We start from the raw sequence: 14,009 nt of genomic DNA on the forward strand, positions 1-14,009 counted from the left end.
GCGAGACCCTGATAGCGCGGGGGTTGGATTAACTTTCGCCGTGACCCCTTTCCAAAATTCTGGATATTGTCGCAGCAGCAAGGGCAATCTGCCCTTGCCACCGTGGCGATATCCAGAAATTTTGGAGTGCGCAAAAACGCAACAGCGTCGGCGGCGCGAATGGCTTGTGGCTACCAGGTCAGCTCGTCATGGCAGCGCGCACCGGCCCGACAACTGTCGACCTGAATGGTCGCGTGGTCCAAGCCATGACGATGTAGGACCTGCTTGGCCGCGGCGAGCACCACGTCATTGTCGGCGTCACTCGAAACATGAACGGTCGCAACGTCCATCCCGGTCGTCAGCGACCATACGTGCAAGTCGTGAACGTCTTGCACTTCGGGAATCGCGGCCAACTCATTGCGGACCACGTCGACGTCGATATGCGACGGGGCCTGCTGGTTGAGAATCCGCAGTGCGTCGAGCGCGAGCCGCACCGCTCGCGGTACCACCCAGAGCGCGATCAGAACGGCGACGACGATGTCGGCATAACCCCAGCCGGTCGCCATCGTAACGATGCCCGCGACCAGCACCCCGACGCTGCCGAGCGCGTCGGCGAGCACTTCCATATACGCGCCGCGAACCGCGATCGACCCCTTCGAGTCCGCCTTCAACAAGAGCATCACAACCACGTTGATCGCCAGACCGATCAGCGCCACGACGATCAGGGTGAGTCCGGGAACCTCGGGGTCGGTACCGATCCGCCGGATCGCCTCGTACAAGACGAATACCGCGACGCCGATCAACAGCACCGCATTCGCCACTGCCGTGAATACCTCGGCGCGATGCCAGCCGAAGGATCGATCGTCGGTGGCCTGGCCGTGTCGTGCGAGTAGCAGCGCGACGAGCCCCATGACCAGCGCGACGACGTCGGTGAGCATATGCCCCGCATCGGCGATCAGTGCCAGTGAGTTGGCGATGATGCCGAAGATCAACTCGACGACGAAGAACCCGCCGATGAGCACCACTGACACTGCCATCGGCCAGATTCGACGCTGCGCACCGCCCGACGCAAGGTCGGCAGCCGTCGGCCCGTGCGAGTGTCCTTCATGTGAATGTCCCACCCGGCTAATATATGCGTACTTCCGCATATATTACAAGCGTAAGGCTGCCCTAATCTCTCAAGCGGTGTCGGGACCTCGCGAAAGTTCCCAGAGTCTGCGCAACAACGTGTCGTCGAGGAGATCGTCGGGGGCAGGGCCGCCGCCGTCGAGAAGCCGGTCGCCGTGGATCTCGGTATGCAGCTCTTCCATCCGCCGATCGAGCTGTTCGGCGATCGCCGCGGCGTCGGCCAGCTCCCCCGCCAAATGACTGGGCACCGCGCGGTCATATTTGTAGTAGATCTTGTGTTCCAGGCTCGCCCAGAAGTCCATCGCGATTGTGCGGATCTGCAATTCGACCGGCACCGGCACCGGACCGGTCGACAGGAACACCGGGATCTCGATAATTGCGTGTAAACTCTTGTAGCCGTTGGGTTTTGGGTTCTCGATGTAATCCTTGACGGCGAGTACGCGCACGTCGTTCTGCGTGGTGATGGCGTCGAGGACGCGATAGGTGTCGGCGATGAAACTACAGGTGATGCGGATGCCCGCGATGTCGGTGATCTGCTCGCGCACCGTCTCCAGCGACGGATCGCAACCACGACGGACGACCTTCTCCAAGATGCTGGCCGGCTTCTTGATCCGCGACGTCACATGTTCGATCGGATTGTAGGAGTGCAGGTGGATGAACTCCTGCCGCAGGATGGACACCTTGGTGAGCACCTCGTCGACGGCGAACTGATACTCCATGAGAAATTTGGCGAAATCGTCGCGCATCTGGCGAGCGAAGGCCAACATTTCCGGATTCGGCTGGCCCTCAAACAGCGCCGACGCGTGAGCGGCTACCAATTCTCGTGGGCTGGGGTCAACGTCACTGTCGTTCACCGACGTGTCACTCATTTATCGTCCTCGCGCTTGCGGTCACTGCATTCGACGGTACCGATTCCCCCGGCGTAACCGTCGTCTCACCTCAACTGGGCGATCGCCGACGTGCGCTTGAGCCCACAGATCATGAACATGTCGACGAGGATCGACCGGGCCTGCGCGAGCGTCGCGGCTTCGGCCATCGACGACTGCGCGACCAGATCACGTTTGGCCTTGCGCCCAATGCGCCGCACGACTTTCGCGGCGTCGCCTTGATCGGGAAATTCACCCGGATCGGCCATCATCATCGCGCGCAGGATGTCGAAGGCATAGCCGAAGTCGGAGATGATGCCGACGATGTCGTCGGACAGCGTTTCACCGCGTTCAACCATCGACAACGCGCGGCGGGACAGCACCCGGAAGTTGCGGACCGCGTTGTCGATCGGATCGGCGGTCTCCGATATTCGTTCCACCCGCTCGCGCGAACCCCAATACAGCGGCGACATCCGCGAAACTTCTTGTCCGCCACCCATATCGGCGCGCATCAGGTTAATCGCGGTCTGCGTACCCCGCGCGTCCTCCAACGCGTCGAAAACCTCGGCCTCGTCGGCATTACGCAGTCCCTCGGCGAGCTTCCACGACGCATCACGCATCGTCGCCAGTACGCCGGCGGCATCCCGACGCGCGCGATGCGACGGATTCACCGGCAGGAGCGCTACAACGACGATCCCGATGATGCCGCCGATCAAAGCATCGATCGCCCGGGTAAAGCCGCCCACACCGCCCGGCGGCAACAAAGTGGCGACCAATGTCGCCGACGACGCCGCCTGCATCGGCACCAGCGGCCCGTCGTCGAGAAATACCGCGATCGACATCGCCATAACCACCACGACGACGATCTGCCAGGTACCCGATCCAACCCGCGCGACGAGTAGATCGCCGATCAGGATGCCAATGACCACGCCGCCGACCAGCTCGAACGAGCGTCGCCACCGTTTACCCAGGGACAAACCCAGCGATACGACGGCGGCGATCGGCGCGAAAAACGGCGGCTGGCCGGTACTCCCGGTCACCAAACCCGCCACCCACCAGGCCAGCCCGGCCGCGAGCGCACACTGCAGGATCGGCACCGCCGACAGCCACAGTCGTCGCAGCCGTCCCTGAAGTGAGTCCGGGAAGGTGAGGAACCAGGCGTGCAGCCTGGGCCGGATCGGACTAATCAATACCGAGGTGGCCGATCGCGGTCGGGTCACTTTCGTTGAGAAGATCCAGGCAACGCAGGTATTCGTCTTCCTCGCCGATGGCATTCGCTGCCCGGGCCAGCACTCCGACGCAGCGCAGAAAACCCTGGTTGGGTTCATGGCTCCACGGCACCGGACCGAAACCCTTCCAGCCGTGACGTCGGAGCTGGTCGAGGCCCCGGTGGTAGCCAGTCCTGGCGAAGGCGTAGGCGGTGACGTAGCCCTGGTTGGCCGACGCGGCGTCGGAATCATCGACACCGGCCAGCGCGGCCTCGGCCAAATAGGCCCATGCGATCGATGCCGTGGGATGTGCCGCCGCTACTGCCGCCGGGTCGACTTTGTTGAGCAAATCCGATTCGGCCTCGTCATCGCCGGTGAGCAGGGTGGGATTGGGCCCGAGAAGATCTCCAAAGGAAGTCATTCTCATATACTCTCATCGATCGACCTGTAAGCCACCGCGATGTCGGGACCGCGGATCATTAGCTAGGCTGGAACGACCCGGGGTGGCGCATGCGCCCACCCCGTCTCAGCGTGACCGCACCGCTGCACGGCGGGATTCAACAGAAGGCAGGACGGGCCGTATGGCGCCATCGGACGAGACCAAGCGATTTCCCGCACCCAAAAAAGCGGTCGGCCGAGCAATCGCCGCGTTCCGCAACCGCGGCGAAAACGATACCCCGGGCTCCCCGAATATCACGCGTGCCGCGCCGCCCGCGCCAACCGAGCCTCCCGTTTCCGACGAGCCAGCAAAACCGTCGTCGGAAGAGGCCAAGCCCGCCGAGGCCACACCCGCGGAAGATAAACCCGCGGAAGATAAAGCTGCGGAAAAACCCAAGCCGACCTTGAAGCCACGCGGTGGACGTGGCATCGACTCGGCGACGATGGTCATCGACAAATCGAAGCTGCCCAAGGCCGAAGACCTCGAAGACCTGGACAAGATCGACGCGCTCGGCGGCGACTCCACCGAAGAGACACCGGAACCCGCCGAAGCCGAGACCCCGGTCGACGCTGTTGCCGACAAGCCAGCTTCCGACGATGCGGTCGAGACCGAGGACGATGCGACCGCTTCGGATGAGGACGCTTCGGATGAGGTTGCGGCGGATGAGGTTGCGGCGGATGACAGCGCGGCCGACGACACTGAGCCCGACGTGGTCAAATCCGACGACAAGGCCGAAGTCGAAGCCTCTGACGACGAATCCGATGACAAGGCAAGCAAAGTCGCCGCGGCCACCGCTGCTGCGGGAGCTGCCGCGGTCGTAGCAACTGCCGCGGCCAAGGCGAAATCAGACGAGAACGCCGAAGTCGATGGAGCTGACGGCTCCGACGAGGCGGCCGAGGATGAGCCGAAGTCCGCGGAGACCTCCGAGACCGACGACTCCGAGTCGAGCGACGACGAAGTCGCCGAGGCCGAAGCCGAAGAAGCTGGGTCGGATGAGGTTGGGTCCGAAGAGGAAGCATCCGAGGAAGCTGAGCCTGAAGCGGTAGAGCCTGATGAGGCAGGGGCGGCTGAGACAGAGTCCAACGACGCTGAGGAGACGACCTCCGAAGAAGCTGAGTCCGACGACGCTGACGCTGACAAAACTGACTCCGACGAGGGCGCCGACGTCGACACAGACCAGGCCGACGTCGATGAGTCCGAGGCCAAAACCGTCGCCATCAAGAAGCCTGACGCGACTGCCGACGCAGCCGAATCAGATGAATCCGACGGCGAAGCCCCGACGACGGCGATCCGCAAACCGGAAATCCGCAAGTTGGAGCCGTCGACCACGGTCATCAAGAAGCCGGCCGCCGCAGCTGCCGGTGCAGCGACCGCGGAACAGTCGGACACCAAGACTCCGACCGAGCCCGGCTGGACGTCAGCCGGGCACGAGCCGCAGGTCATCACACCCGAGGCGCCCAAGAAGACCAAACGCAAGTGGCCGCTGCTGGTGGCTGCCGCAGTCGTGGTGGTCGTAGCGGCCGCCGCGATTCTCGGGTTCATCTTCGGACGTTCCCCCGCCGATGCCGACCAAGCGGCCGACGTCGCCGTTAGCTTCGTCAAAGCTCAGAACAACGGCGACATCGCCACCCTGCGCTCAGTCACCTGCGGGAGCAATCACGACTACTACACCCGCCTCAGCGACGCCGATTTCGCGAAGCTTTTCGAGTCGCAGAAGGCACGCAACGAGCTGGTCAACATCTCGGGAGTGAAGGCGGCTAAGGTCACCGGCGGAAATAGCGCCGTGGTCGAGGTCAACGCGTACCGCACGAGTACCCCGCAAACCACCTCACCGGTATCGATCAACCTGCAAAAACAAGGTGATGACTGGAAAGTCTGCGACCCCGCGTAGGCGCGATCGGACGCTGGCCCAAAGCTACCCCACAGATAAACCGCACTTGGCGACAATAATTGTCGCGAACCTCGAAAATTCTGTGGGGTAGTTCCGGAGCCCGAACCAAAACAAGTGCCCCTTGGATTTCCAAGGGGCACTTGTTGTTTCGCGGCTTACTTGCTGATCGAGCGACCAGCCGACTTGAGGTCGTTACAAGCCTCGATAACCCGATCGGTCATCGACGCCTCGGCCTTCTTCAAGTAGACGCGCGGATCGTAGGTCTTCTTGTTGCCCACCTCGCCGTCGACCTTCAGCACACCGTCGTAGTTGGCGAACATATGTCCGGCGATCGGCCGGGTAAAGGCGTACTGCGTATCGGTGTCGACATTCATCTTCACGACGCCGTAGCTCAGCGACTCTTCGATCTCGCTCTTCAACGACCCGGAACCACCGTGGAAAACAAAGTCGAACGGCTTCGACGCCGCCTCGACGCCGAGCTTGGCCGCGGCAGCCTTCTGCCCGTCGTCGAGCACCGACGGCTTCAGTTTCACGTTGCCGGGCTTGTAGACACCGTGGACATTGCCGAAGGTCGCGGCGAGCAGGTACTTACCCTTTTCACCGGCGCCCAGTGCGTCGACGGTCTTTTCGAAGTCTTCGACCGAGGTATAGAGCTTGTCGTTGATCTCTGCCTCGACGCCGTCTTCCTCGCCACCGACAACGCCGATTTCCACCTCGAGGATGATCTTGGCCTCGGCCGTCTTGGCCAGCAATTCCTGGGCGATCTCCAGGTTCTCGTCGATCGGCACGGCCGAGCCGTCCCACATATGGGACTGGAACAGCGGGTTCTGCCCGTTGCGGACACGCTCGGCGGAGATCTCGATGAGCGGGCGGACAAAGCCGTCGAGCTTATCCTTCGGGCAGTGGTCAGTATGAAGTGCGATGGTGACGTCGTATTTCGCGGCGACGACATGCGCGAACTCGGCGAGTGCGACGGCGCCGGTAACCATATCCTTCACACCCAGGCCGGAACCGAATTCGGCTCCGCCGGTCGAGAACTGGATGATGCCGTCACTGCCGGCGTCGGCGAAACCCTTGATCGCCGCGTTAATGGTCTCCGACGACGTGCAGTTGATCGCCGGGAAGGCGTAGCCGCCCTCTTTGGCCTTGGCCAGCATCTCGGCGTATTTCTCGGGAGTTGCGATGGGCATCGGGTCAGTCCTCCATAGTTTTCGCCCCGGCAGCTTTGCCGACCGCGGCATCTCATCTCGTCGCGAACGTCACATAAGTATGGCAAGGCGTTGGTGGCGTCGCAGCGACCGGGGACCGGTTGTTGGGCTACTGTCCGACGACCCGCAGCATGCGCTCAGCCAGCCTTCAGGTCGCTGCGGGTAACCTGTATCTCCGTGATGACTGTGTTGACCGAAGCGACGAGCACCGTAACCAACGTCGCCCTGATGCCCGGGTTCATGGACCCGTTCAACCTGATCGGCTACTTCGGTGCCTTCGCATTCTGGGGTTTGCTGATCGTCATCTTCATCGAATCCGGTGTGTTGTTTCCGGTCCTACCGGGCGACTCCCTGCTATTCGTCGCCGGCCTCATCGCCGCTGGTAGCGCGAGTGCGGAACACGCCCAGCAAGTCGAGGACTCCGGGCTCAAACTCTGGGCGCTGGTCATCGGCGTACCGATCGCCGGCATACTCGGCGGCCAGGTGGGCTATTGGATCGGCCGCTATGTCGGGACGTCGATGTTCAAACCAGACGCCCGCTTCCTCAAAGAGAAGTATCTCGTCGAGGCGCATGAATTCTTCGAGAAGCGCGGTCCGTTCACCATCTTCATCGCGCGCTTCGTCCCGATCGTCCGCACACTCGCGCCGATCGTCGCCGGTGCCGCACAGATGAAGTACGCCATTTTCAGCCTCTACAACGTCGTCGGCGCCATCGTCTGGGGTGCGGGCATCGTTCTGCTCGGCTACTGGCTGGGCAGCTTCGAGATCATCCAAAAGCTCATCGAGCCGATCTTTATCCTCATCGTGCTGGTCTCGATCCTGCCGATGGTCTGGGAGTGGTACAAGCGGCGTAAGAACAGCACCGACGAAGCACCGGTCTCCGACGCGGTTTAGGCGGCTAAGTTGCGGCGTCTCGATACACCGGCGGCCTCGCACGCTCGGACGACGGCACTCGACGACCGGGGTTAACGCAGCACCCACGCTCGGACGACGGCACTCGACGTACCGGGGAGTTGCGCACTCGACGAGCTGGACGTCACCAAGCCCTATCGAGATCGGCGTGCTGACTTATCCACGCGTGCATGGCGATTCCCGCCGCGACTCCCGCGTTGATCGACCGAGTCGATCCGAACTGGGCGATCGAGACGGTCAGATCCGCCGCCGCCTGCGCATCCTCACTCACGCCCGGCCCCTCTTGACCGAAGAGCAGCACACAGTCGCGCGGCAGCTTCGCCGTCTCCAACCGCTCCGCCCCGGGCGTATTGTCCACCGCGACAACGGCTAACCCCGCCGCGCGCGCCCACGCGACAAGATCCGCCACCGTCTCGTGATGCTCGATGTGTTGATAGCGGTCAGTCACCATCGCACCCCGACGATTCCACCGCCGCCGCCCGACAATATGCACCGCAGCCGCGGCGAACGCGTTCGCGGTTCGCACGACGGTGCCGATGTTGGCGTCATGCGCGAAGTTCTCGATGGCTATGTGAAACCGATGGCGGCGAGCGTCGATATCGGCGACGATCGCTTCGCGCGTCCAATATCGATATGCGTCGACCACGTTGCGCGAATCGCCTTCGGCTAACAGCTCGACGTCGAACCGCTCATCGGTCGGCACCGGATCGTCACGCTCAATAGTCCACGGCCCCAACCCAATTGGCGCCGAGCGAGACTGCCACTCGGTCGGACCCGCACCTGAATCGGGAGATTCAGGCAAGTCCGAGGTCACTCAAACCCAGCAGCGACCGATAGGGCACACCCAACTTGCCGATGACCTCGTCGGCGCCGGTCGCCCGGTCCACCACGGTAGCCACACCGATCACATTCGCACCGATCGCGCGCGCGGCTTCGACGGCGGTACTCGGCGACGCACCGGTCGTCGACGTGTCCTCGACAATCAGCACATCGCGCCCGACGATGTCGGGACCTTCGATTTGCCGTTGCATTCCATGCGCTTTCGCGGCTTTACGCACTACGAACGCATTGATCGGACGGCCGTCGGCATGCATGATCGACGTCGCGACCGGGTCGGCGCCCAGGGTTAATCCACCGACGGCGTCATAGGACCAGTCCGCGGTCAGCTCACGCATGAGTTTGCCGATCAGCCTCGACGCCTCGTGATGCAGCGTGGCGCGACGCAGATCAACGTAATAGTCGGCCTCTTTGCCCGACGACAGCGTGACCTTGCCATGCACAACCGCGAGTTCGGTTACCAGTTCGGCGAGACGGGCGCGGTCGGTATCGGTACTTGTGGTCACCTGTCGTCATCCCGTCGCGGACGGTCGGCGGGACGCTGTACCGGCATCGGCCCCATCCGACGTCCGGCAGTGTTGGTGTTGGGACCGGGAACGCGGGTCCGGGGGATATCGCTCGCACCCGGATCACGCGGCGCCGGTCGGGACGAAGCGGGCGGGACGGCAGCCCACACCGTCGTCTTCTCCTCGGACGGGGCCGGCTCGTCGTCGGCTGGCTCCGGCTGCTCGTGAGCGGACTTGCGCAACGCGGCACCGCGCTGCTTGTCGCGCATATTCTCGGTCTTCTCGTCGGCGAGTTCGGCCCGGGCCGGACCGTGCGGGTCGCGCGGATCGGGTGAGCCCTGCGGATCGCGGACCGGCGGCAGCACGCGCAGTAGGTCGGCGAATCGGCGGACCACGTCCAGGGCGGTGTCGAGTTTCGCGTCGTCGGCGGTGAGTGGCATCGAGCCGATGGCCCATTTGCCCTCGGTCCACAGAATCTCGATAAATGCCGGCGCCTTGGTGGCCAACGCGATCATCCGGCGATCACACACCCGGCGGGCGACTTCCAGGTCGTTGGCGAACATCACCCGCGGCCCCATCGCACCGAGTAGTTCGACATCCTCCTCGGCGGGGGCGAGTACGTCTTCATGTCGCAGATCGACGATGACCGGCGATGGCGCGGTGCGCCGAACAGCGACTATCGTCGCCGTCTCGACCAGGTCGAATACCACGGCTTCGGCATCCTCGTAACTGCCGTAGGCGACGTCACGCACCTGAACATGGTCGGGAACATCCATCGCTGCCCGACGAAACACCTTGCGTAACTTGGTATCCGACTCGCGGTAGGCGAAACCGTGTCGGTCCCCCCATACTGCGCGGTGGTGACGTTTCTCGGTCGACCGCTGTCGATCGAGCCATAGGAGGACCGCAGCGCCGGCCAATGCCAGGGCCGCGATCACGAAATACACGATAGCCATCGCACTACAGCTTACTATCGGCGACGCGAACAGCTCGCCCAACACCCGACATCGGCCCGACAACAGCCCTACTGATCAGGTCTATCGGTGCCGATTTGCCCCAATTACCACCGCCCCGGTCGCGATGGTGGAATATGTACCCGTGGGAGGCGCACGGAGCGAACAGACGGCGGAGACGCGACAGCGACTGGTACGGGCCGCCGAGGCGCTATTCGCGAAACATGGGATCGCGGCGGTGTCGAATCGGCAGATCAGCGAGGCGGCGGGGCAGGGGAACAATTTCGCGGTTGGCTATCACTTCGGCTCCAAGACCGACCTCGTACGCGCGGTACTCGCTCAGCATCAGGAGGCGATCGACGCGATCCGGAGCGTCATGGTGGGGCGCCTCGGCCGTATCGCGGAGTTTCGGCAATGGTTGAATTGCCTGGTCAGACCACAGTTCGAATACATCGACGGTCGAGGCAAGGATTCATACTTCGGCCGATTTTGCGCCCACGCTTCCATCGAGCCGACGACGCTGCAGTTGTTCTACGACTCGGCGGCCGCATCGCCGTCGACGTTGAAAATCCTTGAGGGGATGTATCGGGCCTTACCACCCCTGCCCGCGGCGGCGATTGAGATTCGCAACACGATGACGCGGCATGCGATCGTCCATTCGCTCGCCGATTTCGAGACCGCGGCCACCGCCGGTTCCGGCGGGCCGAGCTGGTCGGAATTCTCCGACGGCGTGACCGACGCCCTCGTCGGACTGTGGCTCGCACCGTCGACCTGACCGCCCCGCGTGCGGGTCCGATCGGCATACACCACGCCTCACTGACAGGATGGTGGCTATGTCACGAGCGGAAGGACTGTGAAGTTGCGAGACATCGACCAGTTCATCGACGCCGACGCGCTCACCGATTTGACCGTCGCCCTCATCGAGGCACCCAGTGAGAACCCGGGCGGAACCGAAGCCGCCGCGGTAGCCGTGTTCGCCGATGCCTGCCGCGAATTGGGGCTTACCGTATCGACCACCGACGTCGAGCCGAATCGGCCGAACCTGACTGCGACGCTGCCCGGCGGCACCGGTCCGGGTCTGATGTTTCTCGGCCACTCCGACGTCGTGCCCGCCGGTCCCGGCTGGACCGGCGATGCGTACACGCCGCGGATCGTCGACGGGACCATCGTCGGTCGCGGATCCGCGGATATGAAAGGCGGCTTGGCCGCCATCGCCATCGCGATGGGCGCATTGTCGGCGGCGGGTGTCGAACTGTCCGGGCCGGTTGAACTAGTCTGCACGGTGGACGAAGAGGACTCCGGTCTCGGCGCGCGTGATTACGTTACGCAGCAACGTAATTCGAGTTTCCTCGGCTGCGTCGTCGCAGAACCCACCGGTCTTCGCATCGTGCACGGTTGCCGGGGCGCGGCCTATGTGCATATCGATATCACCGGTCGCGCAGCGCATTCCGGGCGTCCAAGCGATGGCCGCAGTGCGATTAACGCGGCAGCGGCGATCATCGACGTGATCAACAGCGACGATCTGGCCGCGACCCCCGATCCGACCCTCGGCCCCGGCAGCTGGAATGTCGGCTTAATCGAAGGCGGACAAACGATTTCGACGGTGGCACCGATGTGTTACCTGGGCGTCGACCGTCGGCTCATCCCGGGCGAACGGATGACCGAGGTCACCGATCGGTTGAGCGCGCGGATCGATGCTGCTGGGATAACCGGCGACGGCATCGACGTAACCCTGCGGCCGACGTTGGATACACCGGCGTTCGTCACCGCCCCCGATGATCGGTTGGTCACCGACAGCGCCGCCGCACTCGCCGACCTGAACCTGCCGTCGGAGCTGAGCACCTGGAGCGCCGCCTGTGACGGGGGTTTCATTAGCCGCGAATTGGGCGTTCCGGCAATAGTTTTGGGACCTGGCGATATCAACAGCCAGGCCCACCAGCCCGATGAGTCGGTGGCGATCAGCGAGTTGGTCAGTGCCGCAAAGACTTACGCCCGGATCGCGCTACGGATGCTGGGTTAGCGGATCAGCGGAACGGACGCTGCCCGCGCCGGTCGGCCAGCAGGCTCACTTTGCCGACAGCACGCGCGAGTACCGCGGCGTCGTCGCGTTCATGCTCGCCCACCAGATTGTTCATCAACCGAACACCGCCGCGCATTCCCTTGTCCCAGGCCATGAATCGACTCGCTACCGCTGCGGTGGCCCTGGGATGGAAGAAGATCGTAGCCAGCCGGCGCAACCCGGAGAACGCTTGACCGTAGTGATCGTCGAGCAAATCCGGCCAGATCTCGGTGAAGTCGGGGGAACCCAGTAGGTCCGCCGCGAGCCTGCCCGTCTCTAGCGCGTAGTCGATACCCTCGCCGGTCATCGGATTCACGCAGCCCGCCGCGTCACCCACCAGCATCCAATTGCGTCCGGCGATATTCGACACCGCGCCGCCCAGCGGCAATAACGCCGACTTCGCTTGCATCGGCTCGCCGATCAACCCCCACTCGTCGCGCATCTCCGACACGTATTGGTCGAGTAGAGGTCGCAGTTGCACGCGGGCCGGACGACGTGCCGTCGAGAATGCCGCCACCCCCATATTGAGAAGCGCACCGCCATCGGGCCCGGGCCCGAGCGGAAACATCCAGCCGTATCCCGGCAATGTCTCACCCGCTCGGTCTTTCATATCGAAATGCGTTACCAGCCAATCCCATTGGGCATCTACCCGGATGTATGAGCGAACCGCGGTGCCGAACACGGTGTCCCGATGCCACACGCGCCCAAGCACTTTCCCCAAGCCCGATCGCACTCCGTCCGCGACGATCAGCCGACCGACCGAGACATCCCAGGTGGTCTCGCCCCGTTGCAGCGTTACCGAGTCCACGCGCCCATCATCGACCACCGCGTCGACCGCCTTGGCGCCTGACACCATCGTGACGCCGGCGTCCAGCGCGAGACCCCGGATCTTCTCGTCGAATTCTTTTCGCGGGATAGCACTGCCGTAGGTTGGAAACGCTCCCTTCTGTGACCATTCGACCTGGTGATCGCGACCCCAGCCATGCACGTGTACGCCGAGCGTGCGCGGATGTTCATCGAGCCAGTCGACCAGACCCAACTTCTCTAGTTCCAGTACCGCACGCGGCGTCAATCCGTCGCCGCAGGTTTTATCCCGCGGAAAGTCCGCCATGTCGACCAGCACAACACTGTGCCCGCCGCGAGCAGCCCACGTCGCCGCGGCGGCACCCGCTGGCCCGGCACCGACGACGAGAACATCTGCGCGACTAGGCGATAACTGATCTTTCGGCACTGCGGACATTACGGTTCTCTCCAACGTCGATCACGATCGGCCAACCGGTCGGCCACCAAATGACACACTATCTTATTATTGTGCCTTGGTTGTCCTATCCCCCGTTAAGCTCAAACTCGCGAGAACTCCGACGCCGTTCGCGCTAGCCGTCGCAGATTCCAGACCTGGATATTCACTTCGGTGGCCGGCGGAACCGGCGACCAGCCCATGGCGTCCAGGATGGCAGACAGGACGACCGCGGTGTACCCCCAGACCGTGACATCACCGACGGTGAAGTACGGGAGGCGGTACAACTCGGCGTTGGCCGCGAGAACCCGGATCGAACCGCGGTTCGCCGGGTCCGCCAGGTCGGCGATCCGAATGTCATAGACGTCGTCGGTCTCCGCGGAACCGGCGGTGATCGCGCTCTGATCAGTCCGATAGAAGACCACCGGTGTGCTCCGGAACGGAGCGGGGAACAGGGAGCGCTCCTCGAACTCGACCACGGGCGCGACGGTGGCGGCCGCGACGCTGGTCTCCTCCACCATCTCCCGCAGCGCCGCCTCGACGACACTCCCATCCGTCGGCTCGATCACCCCGCCCGGGAAAGCGACCTCGTTCCGATGGTGACTGACCACCGCCGAACGACGTATCAGCAGGACGCTCGCGTCACTCGGAAACCCACCCGGCGCGGCGGGACCGGTTCCGGATAGAACCACCGCGACGGCCGCCCGCCGCCCGCTCAGCGTCTTGCCGATTCGACCGCACGGCGGCCCAATCAGCCTCGAAATCGCCTGTCGCCGAAACACTATC

At 63.6% G+C, this 14,009-nt stretch carries 14 protein-coding genes; 4 read left to right on the forward strand and 10 right to left on the reverse strand.

All coding sequences use genetic code 11. The features are described 5' to 3' along the window. Positions 1-170: 170 nt before the first annotated feature. The 4 genes from GOEFS_RS03405 to GOEFS_RS03420 all read right to left on the reverse strand — a co-directional run bounded on the left by GOEFS_RS03405 (position 171) and on the right by GOEFS_RS03420 (position 3,602). Positions 171-1,100, reverse strand: coding sequence for a cation diffusion facilitator family transporter (locus GOEFS_RS03405; RefSeq protein ID WP_040524425.1), 930 nt, complete (start codon positions 1,098-1,100; stop codon positions 171-173). Between the two features lie 57 nt (positions 1,101-1,157). Continuing rightward, positions 1,158-1,976 carry a GTP pyrophosphokinase gene (locus GOEFS_RS03410; protein ID WP_007316476.1) on the reverse strand — a complete coding sequence of 273 codons (819 nt, stop codon included), beginning with the start codon at positions 1,974-1,976 and terminating at the stop codon, positions 1,158-1,160. 65 nt (positions 1,977-2,041) lie between these two features. Next, on the reverse strand, positions 2,042-3,151 hold the full coding sequence (locus GOEFS_RS03415) for an FUSC family protein (protein WP_245549761.1): 1,110 nt from the start codon (positions 3,149-3,151) through the stop codon (positions 2,042-2,044). A gap of 4 nt (positions 3,152-3,155) precedes the next feature. After that, on the reverse strand, positions 3,156-3,602 hold the full coding sequence (locus GOEFS_RS03420; protein WP_007316478.1) for a DUF3151 domain-containing protein: 447 nt from the start codon (positions 3,600-3,602) through the stop codon (positions 3,156-3,158). Between the two features lie 160 nt (positions 3,603-3,762). On the opposite strand from GOEFS_RS03420, the gene GOEFS_RS03425 reads away from it, so the two are divergent. Next, positions 3,763-5,511: an Rv0361 family membrane protein gene (locus GOEFS_RS03425; protein ID WP_007316479.1), complete on the forward strand. Its 1,749-nt coding sequence runs from the start codon at positions 3,763-3,765 to the stop codon at positions 5,509-5,511. 155 nt (positions 5,512-5,666) lie between these two features. Here the strand turns inward: GOEFS_RS03425 and fbaA are convergent, their stop codons facing one another. After that, positions 5,667-6,701, reverse strand: a complete 1,035-nt coding sequence (gene fbaA, locus GOEFS_RS03430; protein WP_007316480.1) for a class II fructose-bisphosphate aldolase — start codon at positions 6,699-6,701, stop codon at positions 5,667-5,669. Between the two features lie 198 nt (positions 6,702-6,899). Between fbaA and GOEFS_RS03435 the strand changes: the two genes are divergently transcribed. Further along, complete coding sequence (locus tag GOEFS_RS03435; RefSeq protein WP_007316481.1) at positions 6,900-7,613, forward strand: DedA family protein; 714 nt, start codon at positions 6,900-6,902, stop codon at positions 7,611-7,613. A gap of 142 nt (positions 7,614-7,755) precedes the next feature. Here GOEFS_RS03435 and GOEFS_RS03440 read toward each other — a convergent pair whose 3' ends face one another. The 3 genes from GOEFS_RS03440 to GOEFS_RS03450 are packed head-to-tail and all read right to left on the reverse strand — an operon-like array spanning position 7,756 to position 9,930. Then, the gene (locus tag GOEFS_RS03440; protein ID WP_040524427.1) at positions 7,756-8,433 is read right to left on the reverse strand and encodes a TrmH family RNA methyltransferase; all 678 of its coding nucleotides are present in this window, start codon (positions 8,431-8,433) and stop codon (positions 7,756-7,758) included. Then, positions 8,426-8,974, reverse strand: a complete 549-nt coding sequence (gene pyrE, locus GOEFS_RS03445) for an orotate phosphoribosyltransferase (protein WP_007316483.1) — start codon at positions 8,972-8,974, stop codon at positions 8,426-8,428. Before pyrE ends, GOEFS_RS03440 begins: the two co-directional genes overlap by 8 nt. Further along, positions 8,971-9,930, reverse strand: a complete 960-nt coding sequence (locus GOEFS_RS03450; protein WP_007316484.1) for a TtfA family protein — start codon at positions 9,928-9,930, stop codon at positions 8,971-8,973. The genes pyrE and GOEFS_RS03450 overlap by 4 nt, the downstream gene beginning before the upstream one ends. Positions 9,931-10,072: 142 nt before the next feature. Here GOEFS_RS03450 and GOEFS_RS03455 point away from each other — a divergent pair, with 142 nt between their 5' ends. Together GOEFS_RS03455 and GOEFS_RS03460 are read left to right on the forward strand one after the other, a co-directional pair. Next, positions 10,073-10,702: a TetR/AcrR family transcriptional regulator gene (locus GOEFS_RS03455; protein WP_245549760.1), complete on the forward strand. Its 630-nt coding sequence runs from the start codon at positions 10,073-10,075 to the stop codon at positions 10,700-10,702. A gap of 84 nt (positions 10,703-10,786) precedes the next feature. Beyond that, the gene (locus tag GOEFS_RS03460) at positions 10,787-11,947 is read left to right on the forward strand and encodes a M20 family metallopeptidase (RefSeq protein ID WP_007316486.1); all 1,161 of its coding nucleotides are present in this window, start codon (positions 10,787-10,789) and stop codon (positions 11,945-11,947) included. A 4-nt stretch (positions 11,948-11,951) separates the two neighbouring features. On the opposite strand, the gene GOEFS_RS03465 is transcribed toward GOEFS_RS03460, so the two are convergent. Further along, positions 11,952-13,226 (reverse strand): geranylgeranyl reductase family protein, encoded by a 1,275-nt coding sequence (locus GOEFS_RS03465; protein WP_007316487.1) that lies wholly within the window; start codon positions 13,224-13,226, stop codon positions 11,952-11,954. A gap of 101 nt (positions 13,227-13,327) precedes the next feature. Then, positions 13,328-14,005: an NUDIX hydrolase gene (locus GOEFS_RS03470; RefSeq protein WP_170323124.1), complete on the reverse strand. Its 678-nt coding sequence runs from the start codon at positions 14,003-14,005 to the stop codon at positions 13,328-13,330. Positions 14,006-14,009: the final 4 nt, after the last annotated feature.

The sequence above is a fragment of the Gordonia effusa NBRC 100432 genome (assembly GCF_000241305.1).
GTDB classification, from domain to species: Bacteria; Actinomycetota; Actinomycetes; order Mycobacteriales; family Mycobacteriaceae; genus Gordonia; species Gordonia effusa.

Coding starts and splice junctions, on each gene's coding strand:
- GOEFS_RS03410 (WP_007316476.1), bottom strand. CDS start 1,976: ATGAGTGACACGTCGGTGAACGACAGTGACGTTGACCCCAGCCCACGA.
- GOEFS_RS03420 (WP_007316478.1), bottom strand. CDS start 3,602: ATGACTTCCTTTGGAGATCTTCTCGGGCCCAATCCCACCCTGCTCACC.
- GOEFS_RS03425 (WP_007316479.1), top strand. CDS start 3,763: ATGGCGCCATCGGACGAGACCAAGCGATTTCCCGCACCCAAAAAAGCG.
- fbaA (WP_007316480.1), bottom strand. CDS start 6,701: ATGCCCATCGCAACTCCCGAGAAATACGCCGAGATGCTGGCCAAGGCC.
- GOEFS_RS03435 (WP_007316481.1), top strand. CDS start 6,900: ATGACTGTGTTGACCGAAGCGACGAGCACCGTAACCAACGTCGCCCTG.
- GOEFS_RS03450 (WP_007316484.1), bottom strand. CDS start 9,930: ATGGCTATCGTGTATTTCGTGATCGCGGCCCTGGCATTGGCCGGCGCT.
- GOEFS_RS03465 (WP_007316487.1), bottom strand. CDS start 13,226: ATGTCCGCAGTGCCGAAAGATCAGTTATCGCCTAGTCGCGCAGATGTT.